Source organism: Sediminibacillus albus (assembly GCF_900101125.1).
Lineage (GTDB): Bacteria > Bacillota > Bacilli > Bacillales > Amphibacillaceae > Sediminibacillus > Sediminibacillus albus.
Window position 1 is genome coordinate 76,559 of the sequence record NZ_FNFL01000006.1, and the last position, 17,338, is coordinate 93,896.

General features: G+C 40.8%; 18 protein-coding genes and 2 other annotated features (1 of these 20 only partly in view). Of the genes, 4 read left to right on the plus strand and 14 right to left on the minus strand.

What is annotated here, in order from left to right:
• Positions 1-54 precede the first annotated feature (54 nt).
• From BLR93_RS14485 to zapA, 4 genes are all read right to left on the minus strand, one after another.
• A complete protein-coding gene (locus tag BLR93_RS14485) occupies positions 55-2,397 on the minus strand; it encodes an endonuclease MutS2 (RefSeq protein ID WP_093216054.1) in 2,343 nt (780 codons plus the stop codon).
• Positions 2,398-2,451: 54 nt separating this feature from the next.
• Entirely contained in the window at positions 2,452-4,170 is a 1,719-nt protein-coding gene (polX, locus tag BLR93_RS14490) for a DNA polymerase/3'-5' exonuclease PolX (protein WP_093216057.1), read from the minus strand.
• A 225-nt stretch (positions 4,171-4,395) separates the two neighbouring features.
• A complete protein-coding gene (locus BLR93_RS14495) occupies positions 4,396-4,950 on the minus strand; it encodes a CvpA family protein (protein WP_093216059.1) in 555 nt (184 codons plus the stop codon).
• Positions 4,943-5,218 (minus strand): cell division protein ZapA, encoded by a 276-nt coding sequence (zapA, locus tag BLR93_RS14500; RefSeq protein ID WP_093216062.1) that lies wholly within the window; start codon positions 5,216-5,218, stop codon positions 4,943-4,945. Before zapA ends, BLR93_RS14495 begins: the two co-directional genes overlap by 8 nt.
• Positions 5,219-5,569: 351 nt before the next feature.
• On the opposite strand from zapA, the gene rnhC reads away from it, so the two are divergent.
• On the plus strand, positions 5,570-6,502 hold the full coding sequence (gene rnhC / locus BLR93_RS14505) for a ribonuclease HIII (protein ID WP_093216340.1): 933 nt from the start codon (positions 5,570-5,572) through the stop codon (positions 6,500-6,502).
• A gap of 122 nt (positions 6,503-6,624) precedes the next feature.
• On the opposite strand, the gene pheT is transcribed toward rnhC, so the two are convergent.
• From pheT to BLR93_RS14520, 3 genes are all read right to left on the minus strand, one after another.
• Entirely contained in the window at positions 6,625-9,054 is a 2,430-nt protein-coding gene (gene pheT, locus BLR93_RS14510; RefSeq protein ID WP_093216064.1) for a phenylalanine--tRNA ligase subunit beta, read from the minus strand.
• Between the two features lie 15 nt (positions 9,055-9,069).
• A complete protein-coding gene (gene pheS, locus BLR93_RS14515) occupies positions 9,070-10,104 on the minus strand; it encodes a phenylalanine--tRNA ligase subunit alpha (protein ID WP_093216067.1) in 1,035 nt (344 codons plus the stop codon).
• 77 nt (positions 10,105-10,181) lie between these two features.
• Positions 10,182-10,413: a binding site (T-box leader), on the minus strand.
• 65 nt (positions 10,414-10,478) lie between these two features.
• The gene (locus BLR93_RS14520) at positions 10,479-11,228 is read right to left on the minus strand and encodes a TrmH family RNA methyltransferase (protein ID WP_093216069.1); all 750 of its coding nucleotides are present in this window, start codon (positions 11,226-11,228) and stop codon (positions 10,479-10,481) included.
• A gap of 109 nt (positions 11,229-11,337) precedes the next feature.
• Here BLR93_RS14520 and sspI point away from each other — a divergent pair, with 109 nt between their 5' ends.
• Together sspI and BLR93_RS14530 are read left to right on the plus strand one after the other, a co-directional pair.
• Entirely contained in the window at positions 11,338-11,553 is a 216-nt protein-coding gene (sspI, locus tag BLR93_RS14525) for a small acid-soluble spore protein SspI (protein WP_093216072.1), read from the plus strand.
• Between the two features lie 154 nt (positions 11,554-11,707).
• Entirely contained in the window at positions 11,708-12,340 is a 633-nt protein-coding gene (locus BLR93_RS14530) for a lytic transglycosylase domain-containing protein (protein ID WP_093216074.1), read from the plus strand.
• Positions 12,341-12,686: 346 nt separating this feature from the next.
• Here the strand turns inward: BLR93_RS14530 and BLR93_RS14535 are convergent, their stop codons facing one another.
• Positions 12,687-13,772 (minus strand): M42 family metallopeptidase, encoded by a 1,086-nt coding sequence (locus tag BLR93_RS14535; RefSeq protein WP_093216077.1) that lies wholly within the window; start codon positions 13,770-13,772, stop codon positions 12,687-12,689.
• A gap of 115 nt (positions 13,773-13,887) precedes the next feature.
• On the minus strand, positions 13,888-14,376 hold the full coding sequence (locus BLR93_RS14540) for a dUTP diphosphatase (RefSeq protein ID WP_093216079.1): 489 nt from the start codon (positions 14,374-14,376) through the stop codon (positions 13,888-13,890).
• A 120-nt stretch (positions 14,377-14,496) separates the two neighbouring features.
• On the opposite strand from BLR93_RS14540, the gene BLR93_RS14545 reads away from it, so the two are divergent.
• Positions 14,497-14,883 (plus strand): sigma-w pathway protein ysdB, encoded by a 387-nt coding sequence (locus BLR93_RS14545; RefSeq protein ID WP_093216082.1) that lies wholly within the window; start codon positions 14,497-14,499, stop codon positions 14,881-14,883.
• Between the two features lie 57 nt (positions 14,884-14,940).
• Here the strand turns inward: BLR93_RS14545 and BLR93_RS14550 are convergent, their stop codons facing one another.
• The 5 genes from BLR93_RS14550 to infC form a co-directional block, all read right to left on the minus strand.
• A complete protein-coding gene (locus BLR93_RS14550) occupies positions 14,941-15,531 on the minus strand; it encodes a TVP38/TMEM64 family protein (protein WP_093216084.1) in 591 nt (196 codons plus the stop codon).
• Between the two features lie 114 nt (positions 15,532-15,645).
• Positions 15,646-15,918 carry a DUF1294 domain-containing protein gene (locus tag BLR93_RS14555; protein ID WP_093216086.1) on the minus strand — a complete coding sequence of 91 codons (273 nt, stop codon included), beginning with the start codon at positions 15,916-15,918 and terminating at the stop codon, positions 15,646-15,648.
• A 78-nt stretch (positions 15,919-15,996) separates the two neighbouring features.
• Positions 15,997-16,353, minus strand: a complete 357-nt coding sequence (gene rplT, locus BLR93_RS14560) for a 50S ribosomal protein L20 (protein ID WP_093216088.1) — start codon at positions 16,351-16,353, stop codon at positions 15,997-15,999.
• Between the two features lie 48 nt (positions 16,354-16,401).
• Positions 16,402-16,599: a 50S ribosomal protein L35 gene (gene rpmI / locus BLR93_RS14565; protein ID WP_093216091.1), complete on the minus strand. Its 198-nt coding sequence runs from the start codon at positions 16,597-16,599 to the stop codon at positions 16,402-16,404.
• 98 nt (positions 16,600-16,697) lie between these two features.
• The gene (gene infC, locus BLR93_RS14570) at positions 16,698-17,201 is read right to left on the minus strand and encodes a translation initiation factor IF-3 (RefSeq protein WP_093216093.1); all 504 of its coding nucleotides are present in this window, start codon (positions 17,199-17,201) and stop codon (positions 16,698-16,700) included.
• Positions 17,202-17,336: 135 nt separating this feature from the next.
• Positions 17,337-17,338: a sequence feature (ribosomal protein L20 leader region), on the minus strand (it continues 119 nt past the right edge of the window).

A 17,338-nucleotide genomic window follows, 5' to 3' on the forward strand; every position in this document is an offset into this window, starting at 1 on the left:
ATACATGTCCGCAGCCCTTGGAAAAACTCTGTTTCTTCTCGCAGTTACGTCTTTTTAAAACTCCAGTACGGTTACACCGCTGCCGCCTTCATTCATGCCGCCGGACCGGTAATTGGTAATTCGTGAATGCTTTTTAGCAAAATCCTGAACACCATTCCGCAATGCCCCCGTTCCTTTTCCATGAATGATGGAAACGCGCGGGTAGCCTGCAAGCAAAGCATCATCCACATATTTTTCTAACTGTTGTAATGCATTTTCATAACGCTCCCCGCGCAAATCCAGCTCTGTCTTTACATGGTAGCTTGAACCCTTGACGGTTGCCATCGGTTTTTCTACCAGCGGTTGTTCTCTTTTAATAAACTGTAAGTCTTTTTGCTTGGCTTTTATCTTCATTATCCCAGCCTGGACGAGAAATTCCTTATCATTCACTTTCTCCAGAATGGTGCCCTTCTGATTCAAGGTTAATAATTTGACTTCATCCCCCGCTTCCAGCTGTTGTTTTGTATCCTTCGCTTTAGGGGTACCTGCCTGCTGTTTTTTAGAAAGATCCGGCTGAGCTTCATCCAGCATCTTCCTAGCCTCAATCCATTCGTGTTCCTTTAATCCAGATTGGTTTTTCATTGATCGTAATTCCGACACAATTGCTTCTGCTTCTTCTCTTGCCTTTTGAACAGCCTTTTCTGCTTTTTGCTCAGCCTTTTTGTACAATTCTTCTCGCTTATTATCTAATTCCTGCCACTGCCGTTCTAAATCCATTTTCAATTGTTCTGCTTCTGCTAATGTACGGTCTGCTTCCTCATAATCCCTTTCTGCACCTCGCCTGGACTCTTCAAGAGAAGCTATCATATTCTCGACGCTCTTTGAGTCAGTACCTATGTGGCTTTTGGCAGTGTTGATTATATCCTCTTCCAAGCCCAGTCTTCTTGATATTTCAAATGCATTGCTTCGGCCTGGAACGCCGATTAATAATCGGTAAGTTGGTTTCAAAGTCTGGATATCAAACTCAACAGAAGCGTTTATCACGCCTTTGCGGTTATACCCGTATGCCTTGAGTTCAGGATAATGGGTGGTCGCTATAATTCTTGCACCCCTTCCCACAACTTCATCCAGAATAGCCATTGCCAGTGCAGCACCTTCCTGCGGGTCTGTCCCCGCTCCTAATTCATCAAATAAAACCAATGTCTTGTCATCTATATTTTTTAAAATGTCGACTATATTGGTCATATGTGAAGAAAAAGTGCTCAGGCTTTGTTCAATCGACTGCTCGTCACCGATGTCTGCAAAAACGTTTGAGAATACAGCAAGCTCGCAGCCGTCTAAAGCCGGTATCTGAAGTCCTGATTGCGCCATCAACGTGCAGAGACCGACCATTTTAAGGGTAACGGTTTTACCCCCAGTGTTCGGTCCTGTAATGACTATTGAAGTATACTCCTTTCCGATCTCTACGTCATTTGGAACAACTTCGTCTTCGGTGATCAGAGGGTGTCTTGCTTGCTTCATATGGATATAGCCTTGATCATTCATCTTAGGCATGGAAGCTCGCATCAGCTTGCCAAGTTTTGCTCTGGCAAACATAAAATCAACCTCTGCCAAAACTTCTACATTCTTATATAAAAACGCCTCGTCTTCGGCAATCCGTTCTGAAAGGTCCCGTAGGATTCTTTCTATTTCATTTTTCTCTTGAGCCCTGGCTTCGGAAAGCTGGTTATTCAAATCAACTACTGCCTGTGGCTCTATAAATAATGTTGCTCCTGACGAAGACTGATCATGGACAATGCCGCCGATAGCGCCACGGTACTCCTGTTTTACTGGCAGAACATAACGATCATTCCGGATGGTCACAATCGCATCTGATAACATTTTAGTTTTAGTTCTCGTAAAATTTTCCAATCGATCTCTTATCCGGCTTTCATTTGTTCTGATTTTTGAGCGGATGGTCCGCAGCTTATCCGATGCCCCATCCATTACATGGCCATGGTCATCGATACAGCTCTTTATTTGCCGCTCTAAATCGTTTAAGGGCATGATTTGTTCTGTTAACTCCCTTAATATCGGAAGCTCCGGCTCTTCCATATCAGCGATGAAGGATTTCAGCTGTTTTCCGCCATAGATGGTACTGGCTATATCCAAGCACTCCATAGGATTTAATATTCCGCCAATAACTGTTCGTTTTATACTGGGCTTTATGTCAAATATTCCACCAAGAGGAATATGCCCCTTCAACCTTAAAACTTGAGCTGCTTCATCTGTCTCTTCCTGCAGCTTATTCACCTGTTCGAGGCTCGAGGAAGGTTTGAGAGCCAAAGTTTTTTCTTTTCCTAATGCGGAAGCAGCCTGATCCTTTAACATATCAATAATCTTCCTGTATTCTAGCACATGATATATGCGGTCGTTCATGAGTATAAACCCCTTTTTCTAAAAATAGCTCATTTCATTTCTGCTTTCCTCAACTTATTTATTACGGTTGAACCGCTTAACCAAGTCGTCTTTCGTCCACGTATTGATAACCGATTCAGGTGAAAGCCAGCCTTTTCGAGCGGTCCCTACCCCGATATCCATGAATTCCAATGAATGATAATTATGGGCATCTGTATTGATAGCAATAGGTACCCCCTGCTCTTGTGCTTTTTGGATCCACTCCCATGATAAGTCCAATCTGTTTGGATTAGCATTTAATTCGAGTACTGTATCTGTTTCCCTTGCTTTTTCGATCAGCTTTTCCACATCGACAGCATAGCCTTTCCTGCGCCCAATCAGCCTTCCGGTTGGATGCGCAATAACATGGACGTATGGATTTTCCAGAGCGGCAAACAGCCGCTCCATTATTTTTTCACTTGATTGCGTAAAACTAGAATGGATAGCCCCGATAACATAATCCATCTTTTTCAAAAATTCGTCATCAAAATCCAGCGTTCCATCTGGCAGGATATCCATCTCTACCCCGGAGAATATGTGAAAATCAGGGTATTTCTGATTCAATCTGGCAATCTCTTCCGCTTGCTTTGTTAACCTTTCTTCATTTAAGCCATTGGCTACTTTTAAATACTTGGAATGATCGGTAATGGCGATATACTCGTATCCTCTATCCCACGCTTTAATCACCATCTCTTCCATTGACTGTCCACCGTCACTCCAAGTCGTATGCATGTGCAAATCCCCGCGGATATCAGATGATTGAATCAACGGAACTGATGAACGGAAGGACTCGAGCTCTCCATGGTTTTCTCTTACCTCAGGGGGAATATATTGCAAACCGAAGTGATTAAAAAATGCCTCTTCCGTTTTAAAAGTGGTGATTTTTCCTGTTTCATTATTTTCAATACCATATTCATTTATTTTGTCGCCTTGTGATTTAGCCAATTGCCGCAAAGCGACATTGTGGTCCTTTGATCCTGTAAAGTGATGCAAAGTCGTCGCAAACTCCTCGGAGGTAACGATTCTGAAGTCGACATTTACATCATAACCTTCTTCCAAAACAACCGATACCTTTGTTTCACCAGTGGCGACTTTCTCTTTAATATTATCCAATGCCAATAGTTCGTCTCTTACTTTATCTGGATCTTCAGAAGCAATAATAAAGTCCAGATCTCTTACTGTTTCGCTCATTCTCCTCATACTTCCTGCCCGAGAGAAACGTTTTATTTCGGTAATTTCTTTTAAATAGCTTTCAATTTTTTCAGCAATTGGAAGCATAAAAGCTAGGGGAAGACGTTCTGGACGGTTAGAGGCTTCTTCTAAGGCTGTCAGGATTTTCTCTGCAGACTTTTTGCCAAATCCGCTCAGTTCTTCTACTTTTCCCTTTTCACAAGCTTCTTTTAATGTCGCTGCGTCAACTACACCAAGCTCCTGGTAGAGTTTTGCCAATTTTTTCCCGCCCAGTCCAGGCAAATTCAGCAGAGGAACCAGGCCCTCTGGCACTTCTTCCTCTAACTGCTTAAGCGTATCTGACTCTCCATTTTGGATAAATTCTTCGATAACAGTTGAAGTTCCTTTTCCAATCCCATTTATCTTGGTAAAATCATTCATTTCACTTAGAGACCTGTCATCCGTTTCTAAAGCCTGCGCTGCTTTTCGATAGGCGGATATTTTAAAAGGATTCTCCCCTTTCAGCTCCAGATATACAGCTATATTCTCTAATAACTTGATAACATCTTTTTTATTAACTTCCATCGTTATCACCATCCTATAAACTGTTATTATTTGAAATTGCCTGGCTGCTTTGTGTAAAAGTATAAAAAGAGACTATCCCGGAACAGGTTCAGGCCAAACTACAACAATCAAGCTTTTGGGCTTTATCAGCCAACAAATGTAGTGGTAGAACAACCTGCCTTATGGAATAGCCTCTTACGCCGGGAGTATTAGCAGAAGCAAGCCGGCCTGCCATTTATCATTCAGTCACTTATCAAACAACCCTGAAACATGTTCAAACCATAGTTCTTTGATCTGAGCTGATATAAACGGGGTATGGTCAATAATAAATGACGCTATAACTGATCGTTCCAGTATAGTTTGCACAAACTCTAGTGGAAGTAAAGCACCAATATACAATAGAATAAATACAAGTAAGTAAACTTCTATAAATCCAAGAATGGCGCCAAGTAAACCATTGATAGAACTCAAAATAGGCAAATCTGCAACAAAATCGAGCATGGATGCAATGATTTGCAAGGCAATCCGTACAGCAAAAAAGATAATTGCAAATGCTATCGCATTGTAAAATGCTGTCTCCAATGGTAGAGACTCTAGAAATAAAGCCCATGAAGCATCATCAGGCATATCAGGATATGGTATCCATAACTGCAGCTTTGAAGCTAAATCATCATAATAAGCAGCGGCCACAATAAATGCTGCAATAAAACCGAGCAGATGGAATAATTGCAGGATGAACCCGCGTTTCAGGCCTGTAAAAAAGCCTAAAATCAGTACTATAATTAAAATTAAATCAATCATTTTTATCTTGTTCCTTTTTTTGTTTAATTGAACCGAGCAGTTCAGTATATTCTTCTTTTAGTTTTAAATAATCATTCATCGTATTCACCGCTGTCAATACTGCCAGCCTGGTAGTATCCAGACTTTTATTCGATTCATGGATATCTCTCATTTTTTGGTCAACGAGACTGGCGACCATTCTTACATGGTGGGCAGGCTCTTCACCAATAATGGTATATGAACGATTATGTATTTCGACAGTAGTACGTGTTTTGTCTGATTGGGACACGCTTTTCCCCCCTTGTCGTAAAAACTCAACTTTCCTTATTGTAACCCGGATTCAGATAAGTCCTTATCATTAACCGGTATTCTGTCATTCATTAGTTTTGCAGGTCGATAATGCCAATATTATATCTGCTTCACATCATAATAAAACGATGAAAAGCACCGAAGTTCTGCTGCCCTCAAGGGATTTCACTGATCTCCACAGTACCAAAGCTGAGGTCATCTTTGCGATAAAATCCTAAAGTTAATATTAACACGAAGTTTGTCATTTAGGAAACTATTGTGTATGTCATTATTTTATTATGCTGAAAGTCTGCTATACTGGGGATACTCTATTAGAATTGGGGAGATTGTTTTGCCACAAGTTGTACTGAAACTCACCAGCCAGGATATGGATAAAATGAAGACATATTACCAGAAATATTTAAAAACAGCACCTTCCGGATCAGTATTCGCTGCTAAAACACCTAGTTGCTCAATCACTGCCTATAAATCGGGAAAAGTATTGTTTCAAGGAAGAACGCCCAATGATGAAGCAGATAAGTGGGGGACCGCTGAACAGACAGCCGCGTCGAAAATAAAAAAAAGCTCAACAAGTAAGCATCAGTACATTCCGCCAGAAAGTTTATTTATAAGCTCTCACATTGGATCGGATGAAGCTGGGACAGGTGACTATTTTGGTCCTGTTACCGTAGCCGCTGCTTTTATAACAGCTGATCAAATCCCTCTGCTAAAGGACTTGGGTGTCAAGGATTCCAAGCATTTAACCGATGAAAAAATCCGCTCTATCGCCCAGGAATTAGTCAAGCAGAAAATACCATACTCCTTAGTTGTATTACATAATGAAAAATATAATCAACTACAAAGTAAAGGTTGGTCGCAGGGAAAAATGAAAACCATGCTTCATCACCATGCCATTACCAAGCTTTCGCAAAAAATTTCGCCCATACAACCGGATGGCATCCTGATCGACCAATTTTCTGAGCCAAACGTCTATATTAAGCATCTGGCAACTGAAAAAGAACAACTGCAGTCCAATGTATATTTCATGACAAAAGCAGAAAGCCATTCAATCGCAGTCGCAGCTGGCTCGATTATCGCCAGAGCGAGTTTTGTAAAAGAAATGGAGAAGCTTTCAGAAAAACTAGGCACGGAGCTGCCTAAGGGAGCCTCCCAAAAAGTCGACAAGGCTGCTGCAACGATTATCGGAAAACATGGAAAACAAGCGTTAAACGAATGCGCCAAAACCCATTTTGCCAATACAAAGAAAGCAGAGGCTCTTATATAGGAACATATCCCTTGTTTATCCTTTTCACAGGCCTTCTCTTAGGCCGAAATAAAAGAGGACCAAATCGCAACTGATTTGGTCCTCTTATTGTCATGAAATATTTTTTTATATTGTTCCCTGTTTTACCCTCTCAACTCTGCACCGTGAGCCTCTTTTACTGCTGACAAAATCTCTTGGTAAGAAGACTCTACTTCTTCATCCTTTAATGTTTTTTCCGGATCAAGATAGAGCAAGTTAAATGCAATTGATTTTCTTCCGGCCGGCAGGTGTTCCCCTTGGTAGACGTCAAAAACCTGTACATCCTTTACTAGCGGCCCCCCAGCTGCTTCTATCGTTTTCTTAATATCGCCTGCATGCAGACCTTCTTCGACCATTAAAGCAATATCTCTGGATATAGAGGGATATCTAGGTATCTTACTAAAACTAGGTTCCACATGGATCGTCTCCAGCAGCTTCTCCAAATCGATGTCAAATACATAAGTGTCCTTTAAATCAAAGTCATTCTGCACCGTTGGATGAATCTGTCCAATAAATCCGATTGAAGTCCCATTTGACAATAATTGTGCTGTTCTCCCAGGATGCATCCCATCGAGTTTTGCTTGTTTATATTCTACATGTACGCCTAACTTATCGAATAATCCTTCAGCTATACCTTTCACAACGAAAAAATCAACCTGTTTCTTTTCCTGCTGCCACGGATATGCCAGCCAATCACCTGTAACTGCTGCTGCTAATCTCAGGACTTCTTGAGGCTGTTTAGTGACATTTTCCCCTACAGTGGAAACAAAAACAGTTCCCATTTCATAATAAGCCAAGTTCGGTTGTTTTCTGGCTAAGTTATAGGATAAGGATGCCAAAAGTTCTGGGAGGATACTTAAACGAAGATTACTGTGCTCTTCACTCATTGGCATCGACAAGCGGATTGAACCAGCAGCCTTTTCACTTATTTCCGGGCTGGTCAGCATTTCAGCCCGTTCCTTACTGGTCAATGAATAAGTGATAGCTTCCATCAATCCAGCTCCCTCCATATAATGTTTCACTTCTCGTTTTAAAGTCTGCCTGTCTGTAAGGCCGCCAGCTTGTGACGCTCCTTGCGGCAGTGTATATGGAAGGTTATCATAGCCATAGATTCTGGCCACTTCTTCGACCATATCTTCAAAAATAGTTATATCGCCGCGGCGAGTAGGAATCGAAACTACAAATCCACTATTTTTTTCTTCGAAATGGAAATTTAACCTTCTTAATATCCCGGCTATCTCCTGATCGGTTATAGCTGTACCGAGTCTATCATTTATATTGCTAGTGGTGATTTCCACCTTTGCTTCTGAGCGGTCTAGTTGATCAAATGCAACAGGGCCGGTTAACACTTTTCCGCCAGCATATTCGCTTAACAACTGACAAGCGCGGATTCCAGCTCTTTTCACACGATCGGGATCTATGCCTTTTTCATATCTTGTACTTGATTCGCTTCTCAACCCATGATCCCTTGAACTTTTTCTAACTGCAACTGGTGAAAAGTAAGCAGCTTCTAACAATACAGTCGTTGTTGACTCGGAGACTTCTGCATCTGCTCCGCCCATAACACCTGCCAACGCAGTCGGCTGCTGGCCATTGGTAATTACTAGATGTTCAGCAGACAGTTCTCTTTCCTGTCCGTCAAGGGTTACTATTGACTCATTGTCGTAAGCACGTCGGACAACAATTTCTTTAGATCCAAATTGGTCATAGTCAAATGCGTGAAGCGGCTGTCCATACTCAAGTAGTACATAGTTGGTAATATCGACGACATTGTTTATCGGCCGGATTCCAGCAGCAATTAAATAATTTCGAATCCATAGCGGCGAAGGTTTCACTTCAATATCCTTGATGACAAAAGCACCATAATAAGGATTTAAATCAGGAGCCTCGACTCGAACATCAATGTAATCTTCCGTAAGTTCTGCAGTGAATTCAACCGACTCATCAGGAAGCTGTAATGGTTGGTCCAATATAGCTGCGGTCTCATAAGCCACACCTAGCATACTAAGTGCATCCGAACGATTAGGAGTTAACCCAAGTTCCAAAACAGCGTCATCCAAATTAAGTAATTGCGAGGCATCTGCCCCTATTTCAGCATTCTCAGGAAAAACAAAAATCCCGTCAGCAAACTCTTTGGGCACAAACTTCTCTTCAATCCCTAATTCTTGTAAGGAACAAATCATTCCTCGTGATTCGACTCCACGTAATTTTGCTTTCTTAATTTTAAAGTTTCCCGGCAGTACGGCTCCCGGCTTTGCTACAGCAACTTTTTGGCCTTGTTTTATGTTGGGGGCCCCACAAATGATTTGCAAATCTTCTTCACCAACATCCACTTGACATAAGTTCAACTTATCAGCATTTGGATGTTTCTCACATTGTTTCACATAGCCTACAACAACATTGCTGCTATCATCTGCGATATATTCTATACCTTCGACTTCTATACCAGATTTAGTTATTTTTTCAGCTAGTTCGTCTGGCGGTAAATGATTGATGTCTACATAATTTTTCAACCAGTTTAGTGATACAAACATAACTTTCCCTCCTGTTTACGCTTTATGGTATTGCTTTAAGAATCTTATATCGTTTGTATAAAAGTGACGGATATCGTCCACCCCGTACTTTAACATAGCAATTCTTTCTGGTCCCATTCCGAATGCGAAGCCAGTGTATTCTTTCGGATCGTACCCGGCCATTTCCAATACCCGCGGATGGACCATACCGCCTCCGAGAATTTCAATCCAGCCTGTTCCTTTACAGACAGAACAACCTTCTCCATTGCATACTTTACAGGATATATCCATCTCTACAGATGGTTCAGTAAATGGGAAAAAGCTTGGACGCAGACGGATTTCCCTCTCTTCACCGAACATTTGCTTAGCGAAACGGTTCAATACCCCTTTCAAATCACTCATTTGTACGTTCTTATCGACATACAACCCTTCTACTTGCGTAAATTGATGGGAATGGGTGGCGTCATCTGTATCTCTCCGGTACACTTTCCCCGGGCATATCATTTTAACTGGCTTTTTACCATCATACTTTCCCATTGTACGAGCCTGAACAGGAGAAGTATGGGTCCGCATCAATAACTCTTCGGTTATATAAAAGGAATCCTGCATATCTCGCGCTGGATGTCCTTTCGGAAGATTCAACGCTTCGAAGTTAAAATAATCTGTTTCAACCTCCGGGCCTTCCCTTACTTCAAAGCCCATTCCAATAAATAAATCCTCTATCTCTTCTACAATAGAAGTTAACAGGTGCGGGCCTCCTACATTTACTGGCCGTCCTGGCAAAGTCACATCAATTGTTTCCTTTTCGAGTTTTGCTTCAAGCTGCTTTGCTTCTAATGTTTCTTTTTTCGTATCAAGCACATCAGCAATTGATTCTCTAACTCTATTTGCCAATTCGCCGATGACCGGCCGCTCTTCTTTGGATAGCTTACCCATCCCACGCAGCACCTCGGTAATCGGTCCTTTTTTCCCTAGATAAGCAACCCGAATCTCTTGCAGTTCAGAAAGAGTTTCGGCCTGTTCCGCTTTGGCTAATGCTTCTTCTTTTAATTCTTGCAATCGCTCCTTCATTTATAGGAACCTCCTCTTGGTTTCATCAATCTTTTTCAATTTCGTTTTTATATGCATTAAAAAAAGCCCCTCCCTAAAAAAGGGACGAGACTAACATCGCGGTACCACCCTTGTTGATGCTATGATGCACCCACTTGAGCTTGATAACGGAATAATCCGGAACACCTTTATTTGCCGGGCGGCAAGGTCTAAGTGTCGGCTCCAGAGTGAAATTTCAATCATTACCGCGATAGAAATGCTTCCAGTCTGTGGCATTTCCTCCCTGTATATCGGTTTGTAATCATTTACTGGCTCTTTCACGGCCTGTCAATTTATTAATTGTTATTTTCTTATTATAGAAAAAGCAATCCTAACTTGCAACCCTAAAGCAGGCCCTATTTTTCAAATAGATGAGCCAGATGATAAATAAGGATGCCTGCTGCGACACTTACGTTCAATGACTCTGCTTTCCCCCAGATAGGAATTTGGACTTTATCTGTCGCCCTTTCGATAATATCCCCCGCTATTCCCGCTCCTTCATTACCGACAACTAATGCTGCCTTGGCAGGGACTGTTAAAGAGGAATAGGGCTTGGCATCCTCCAGCGTGGAAGCCCATATTGCAAATCCATCCGTTTTCAATTGCTCGATTACAGGAATCAGGTTCTCCTGGAAGATTGGCAAATGGAAAAGGGAGCCTTGCGTTGATCTAAGTACTTTCTCATTAAATATATCGACTGAGCCACTCCCTACATACACGGCGTCGAACCCTGCTGCGTCTGCTGTGCGGACCATCGTACCCAAATTACCTGGATCCTGTACTTTATCTACCAATAGCAGTTTTTGAAACTGCAATTTCTCAGGCTGATTCATTTCAACCACAGCTGCTATCCCTTGCGGCGTTTTAGTATCTGTAATTGACTTTAAAATGTGATTAGAAACAAAGTAAGTATCCAAGTCTTTTATCCATACTGGTATTTCTGCACCTTCGCCCAGAATTACTTCTTTTACCTTCCAATCGCTTTTTAATGCTTCTTCAATCATATGGTAACCTTCAACCAGAAAGCAATTTGTCTCTTCTCTCACTTTTCTTTTTTTTAATTTTTGCCAGCTTTTCACTCGATCGTTTTGAACAGACGTAATCACTTTCATCATCCTTTTGATTTAATTCCTCTTTATCATACATATTCCAATGCATCCTGGTCAAACTAATTGTAAATTAAGCTTTTTAAAGAAAAATCGAGGTGATGGATAAATGGATTTGAATTTACGAAAAGCAATTTTGGAAAATGTCTCTGAAAATAATACAGAGCAATTGGAAGCAACCATTTTAGATGCGATTGAAAGTGGAGAAGAAAAAATGCTTCCAGGCCTAGGAGTTTTATTTGAACTTATCTGGCAGCAATCCGATAAAGCAGACAAAGAAGAGATGCTCTCTGCCCTCGAAAAAGGTGTACAGCAAGCTCAATAGCATTTCCAAAACCGATATTTTAAAGCTGTCCCTTTCATAGAGGACGGCTTTTTTATTAATGATTGTTTTATCATCGCTCAAAATGCAATTGCCTAACCAGGCAATATAAGGTAAAATAAATAAAAATGAAAAGTTTTCCCGGGGGATAATATAAATGGAAATAAGACAATTTCAAAACTTAATGCAATTGCAGGCAATGTCAATTTTAAGCGGAAATAATTCTTCTTTATCTAATAACTCATCTATGATGGAAACAGCTTTCCAGCAACTATTGCAATCACAACTATCAAATAATTCAGCGTCAGCTGTTAATACAGGTAAACCATCTGGTTATTCGGTGCCCTATCAGCCAGTTGATACATATACACCAGAAATCAGCTATGTGAACAACGAGATGCCTTCCAGTTCCTCGAATGGTATTGATGCATATATTCAGCAGGCTTCACAAAAATACGGAGTCGATGAAGAGTTAATCAGATCTGTCATTAAGACAGAATCCAATTTCAATGCCAATGCGACAAGCTATGCTGGCGCACAAGGCTTAATGCAGTTAATGCCTGAAACAGCAAGAGGGCTTGGGGTGCAAAACGCTTTTGATCCATCGCAAAATATTATGGGGGGCACCAAGTACCTAAAGCAAATGCTTGACCGTTACAGCGGAAATACCACATTAGCTTTAGCTGCTTACAATGCAGGTCCAGGAAATGTAGATAAATACGATGGAGTACCACCTTTTACAGAGACACAAAATTACGTCAAAAAAGTGTTGGGCTCCTATAGTGTTTAAATAACTTGATGTTAAAAGGAGCTGTCCAGCAATTGGACAGCTCCTTTTCTATTTCTCCATAACTTATCGTCAATTGATAATTGTATTATCTCCTGCGGGGCAGTCCAGTGCCTACGCAGCTAACCGTTCGTTTCCGCTTTTCTTTGGCTAGCTTTAACTCCCAGCGGCTCCTGCACTTCCTGCTCCTTCGTCCGATAAGTCAACATCGAATCGCAATATGAAGGAAGGCCGACTAGGATCGGGCTTTGCGCCCAACGTCGGCATACCCCTATGAAGGGGCATGTTTCCTTTATCTCCTGCGGGGCAGTCCAGTGCCTACGCAGCTAACCGGTCGTTTCCGCTTTTCTTAGTTAAATGTTATTTCTTTTACTTTTTCTGTATCTAGTCCTTTGATGACTTCTACAATCAATTTGACCGCGTTTTCGAAGTCATCTTGATGAAGAATAGCAGCATGGGTATGGATATACCTTGTAGCGATAGTAATCGACAATGCTGGCACACCATTAGCTGTCAAGTGGATAGATCCTGTATCCGTACCTCCTGCAGCCATTGTTGCATATTGGTAAGGGATTTTTTTCTCATCAGCTGTATCAAGAACATAATCACGCAGGCCTTTGTGCGAGATGGCAGATGCGTCATAAAGAATAATCTGCGGACCTTCGCCAATTTTACTGTCTGCTTCTTTATCGGATACTCCTGGAGTGTCACCAGCAATGCCCACGTCCACACCAAAACCGATATCAGGTTCAATCCGATGAGTAGATGTACGAGCCCCTCTTAATCCAACTTCCTCTTGCACTGTTCCTACTCCATATACGACATTAGGATGTTCTTCGCCTTTCAAGCGTTTTAAAACTTCGATAGCAATCGCACAGCCAATCCGGTTATCCCAGGCTTTAGCTAATAAAAGCTTGTCATTTTTCATTTGAGTGAATTCAAAGTAAGGCACAATTGAATCTCCTGGACGAACGCCAAACTCCTCAGCTTCTTCTTTGCTTGACGCCCCGATATCAATAAACATTTCCTTGATATCAACCGGTTTCTTACGTGCTTCTGCCGGAAGAATATGTGGAGGTTTTGAGCCAATAATCCCTGTGATATCGCCTTTTCTAGTCAGTAATGTCACTCGTTGAGCCAACATTACCTGGCTCCACCAGCCGCCGATTGTTTGAAAATAGACAAACCCTTTATCATCAATCCTGGTTACCATAAAACCAACCTCATCTAAATGGCCGGCAACCATGATTTTAGGTCCGTTTTCCTTACCGGTTTTTTTTGCGATCAGGCTTCCAATATTATCGGTGAAAACCTCATCGGCATAGGGTGTTATGTACTTTTCCATCACTTGTCTAGCTTCTTTTTCATTTCCAGAAATAGCTCTAGCGTCTGTAAGCTCTTTCAACATTGATACCGTTTCATTGTATTCTGCCATATGTAAATCCTCCTTATATAGTGTCACCTTTAAATTATAGCGTTTTTTGATAATTTAAACAAAAGATAGCCTTCCTCACCACGCACGGGTAATCTTGATAATAGTTGAATCCCCTCTAGTACCCTTGATCTTGTCTAGTATGGTTCACTTGGTTCTTATGATGATATGCCTCTTGAATTTCTTTTTCTCCGAATCCCAGACTAGCTCCTAATTGCAGATAAGTGATAAACAGCTGCTCATATTTTTCTTTGCTCGATTCCTGTTTAAATGCTATGATTTGTTCAAATACCAAATGAAATAATTGAGTCACATCTTGTCCGGTTTTTTTCCATACAGAAGAAGCAGAGAACCTTAGTTTCGTATCAAGCCCAAGGGAAAGAATAAAATGCAAGCCATCGACATACTCCTCTAAAATCACCGATTGCCCGCTTTGGGGCTTTTGGCTCCAAAATTTAAAGCAGCGGGTTTCATTTGCCAGCTCGCCTACTTCTACTAATAATGCTAAGACTTTCTTTTCGAATAAATCTTCTTTATTTAGTTGATGGTTTGTTTGGATATGTTCATCCAATTGCTTTTGTGTACCGAATAGCTCTTCCCAAAACATGTTATTTCTCCTTTTTCCACTTTTTTTACGATTATAACATGGATATCTTTCATTTAGTGAAACCTATGCTGCTTGTTATTCGTAAAATATACAGACTCTGACAAACGGGAGACGGTGAATATGATTGTTCTATTATTCCGCTTATTAATTTTCATAGCAATTATTTTACTGCTTTTTACTGCTTACAAGTATGTAATAAATCCGAAGCGAAAATTGGAAGTCGCGAGCGAAAAAAAAGATTTTTTCCTTTTGGATGACAGCGAAAATATAAAAAAGAATTTTTTAATGACTTACAAAGGTTTTCTGTTTGAAGGGGAAAAGTACCTTGGCACTACAGAGCATTCCTTTGATGTCGTTAATATAAGCATCCATGCACACCATCCGGCAGAACTAAAAGGATTGGAGAGAGATGATTTGCATTTTATGGAAAAGGAAGTACTAATCCGGTACCCTTTTGCTGAGGTTGAATGGAAACATCCAATGGATAAGCTGCTATTAAATAAATAAGCGTTATAATAGGTTCACCATCTAAAAAACTGGCGCAACATATCAAGCGCCAGTTTTTTATCTCGATTTCACAGGAGAGGCTCTTTTTAAGAAAAATTCTTCCCATTTAATACTTATTTCTTTTCTCCTCATTAAATAAAACATTGGAAGCAGTACGACTATAAAAGCCGCCATTGCTGCGAAGGAAAAACTCGATATCCATTTTCCTAAAGAGGTATATACAACAGCCAAAGGAATGTTGGAATACAAGGATGAACGCATGTAATCTTTAAAGTTAGCTGAGATTTCTAATAAACATAAAGATAATAAATGAAAGTGAATAAAAGGAACGAGGCGCAGCACAGCTATTTGTGAAGTAGTTAGTTGCGAATTCTTTCCAACCATTTTTTGTTTCATTTTCACCAATCTTTCCAAAGTTCCAGGCATCCACTGTATGACTCGGTAAAAAGCCATACTTGATAATGTAATGCCCACTACAGAATAAACCGTTCCAGCTACAGCTCCAAATAGGATTCCTCCCGAAATGCAAATAATCATTACTGGCAGGAAAAACAACGGACGAAACAAATGAAAACAAATAAAAAGCAGAGGAGCAAATATTCCACCTGTCTCCATTATTGCAAACAAATAAGTGCTTACAAGTTCCATTTCCGCCCCCCCCTTTTTGCACTTTGTCATCTAATTCTATGACAGAAGACGAGCCTTTATGACAAGATCAATCCTTCATGGTTGTCCTTTTTTCGCGAATATTCCTTACTGCCATCACATGTTTGAGTAAACAACAAACAAGTATAGCTGCAGCAATACAAGGGCAGGAAGGCCAAACCTGAAACCGAACCGGCGTGTCTTGTGCTTAAAGGTGTGCATAGCTGCAAAGCTTCCCGCAGCACCACCAATGATTGCAAGCAGCCAAAGCGTTTTTTCAGGAATCCTCCATTGCCGTTTTACTGCCCTTCTTTTATCCAGCCACATAACGATCCATGCTGCAACGTTTATAGCAGCAAGGTATACAAATAGAATTAAATTTATCGTCATCCCGCACCTCTTTCCATATGTATACGGACATTTCACATATATAAAAAGCCATTCTCTAGTAAGAGAATGGCTTTTCCATTATTTCAATGCTTGTTTTGCTTTATCAGCTAGTTGAGCGAACGCTTTTTCATCATTGATAGCAAGCTCAGAAAGCATTTTACGGTTCACTTCAATCCCAGCTTGTTTAAGACCGTGCATTAGACGGCTGTAGGAAAGGTCATTCAAACGTGCTGCAGCATTAATACGTGCAATCCATAATTTACGGAATTCGCGTTTTTTCTGTCTGCGGTCACGGTAAGCATATTGACCTGATTTCATAACTTGTTGTTTTGCTGTTTTAAATAACGCATGCTTGGAACCATAATAACCCTTTGCTAATTTCAATATGCGCTTACGACGTCTGCGTGTAACTGTTCCACCTTTAACACGTGGCATAATAATTCCCTCCTAATATATATAAACGAATCAATTTCGAATTTGGATTTATTTGTTTGGAAGCATTTGCTTGATACGCTTGTAATCTCCAGCAGATACTAAAGCATCTTTGCGCAACTTACGCTTTTGCTTTTGAGACTTGTTTGCAAACAAGTGACTAGTATATGCGTGAGAGCGTTTAAGCTTCCCAGAACCTGTTTTTTGGAAACGTTTTTGAGAACCTTTGTGGGTCTTCATTTTTGGCATCGTATGTTCCTCCTTGTATTGAATGTCCAAGTTTATGGCATAAGCTTCTCTTGAACCTTTTTAGTGATTGTCCCTTTTTAGCGGGCAAAGTCATTAAATTATTTTTCGTTTATCGGGGCAAGCAACAAGAACATACTGCGGCCTTCCATTTTCGGCTTTGTTTCAATGGTAGAGATATCTTTGCACTCATCTGCCATCTTTTCAAGAACCTCTTGGCCTAGTTCCTTATGGGTAATAGCACGGCCACGGAAACGAATGGAAGCTTTTACCTTGTCGCCCTTTTCAAGAAATTTTCTGGCATTGCGAAGTTTTGTATTGAAATCGTGATCTTCAATGCCGGGGCTCAGGCGTACTTCCTTTACATTAATAACTTTTTGCTTCTTACGTGCTTCTTTTTCTTTCTTTTGCTGTTCGAAACGGAATTTACCGTAATCCATGATTCGGCATACCGGTGGTTTAGCATTTGGAGCTACTAGAACTAAGTCCAAATTTCTTGTTTGAGCAATTTCTAATGCTTCTTGACGGGATTTAACGCCAAGTTGGTCACCATTTGAATCAATGAGGCGAACCTCGCGGGCACGTATTTTCTCATTGACATTCATATCTTTGCTAATAATGAGCCACCTCCATAGAGTTTAGAAAAAAATATAAGATCTTTACCGACGCACTTTAGTAAGACTTGGCGACTGATGCCAAGTTTTAATAGATAACCGTGATTTTCCTATATTTTAAATTAAAA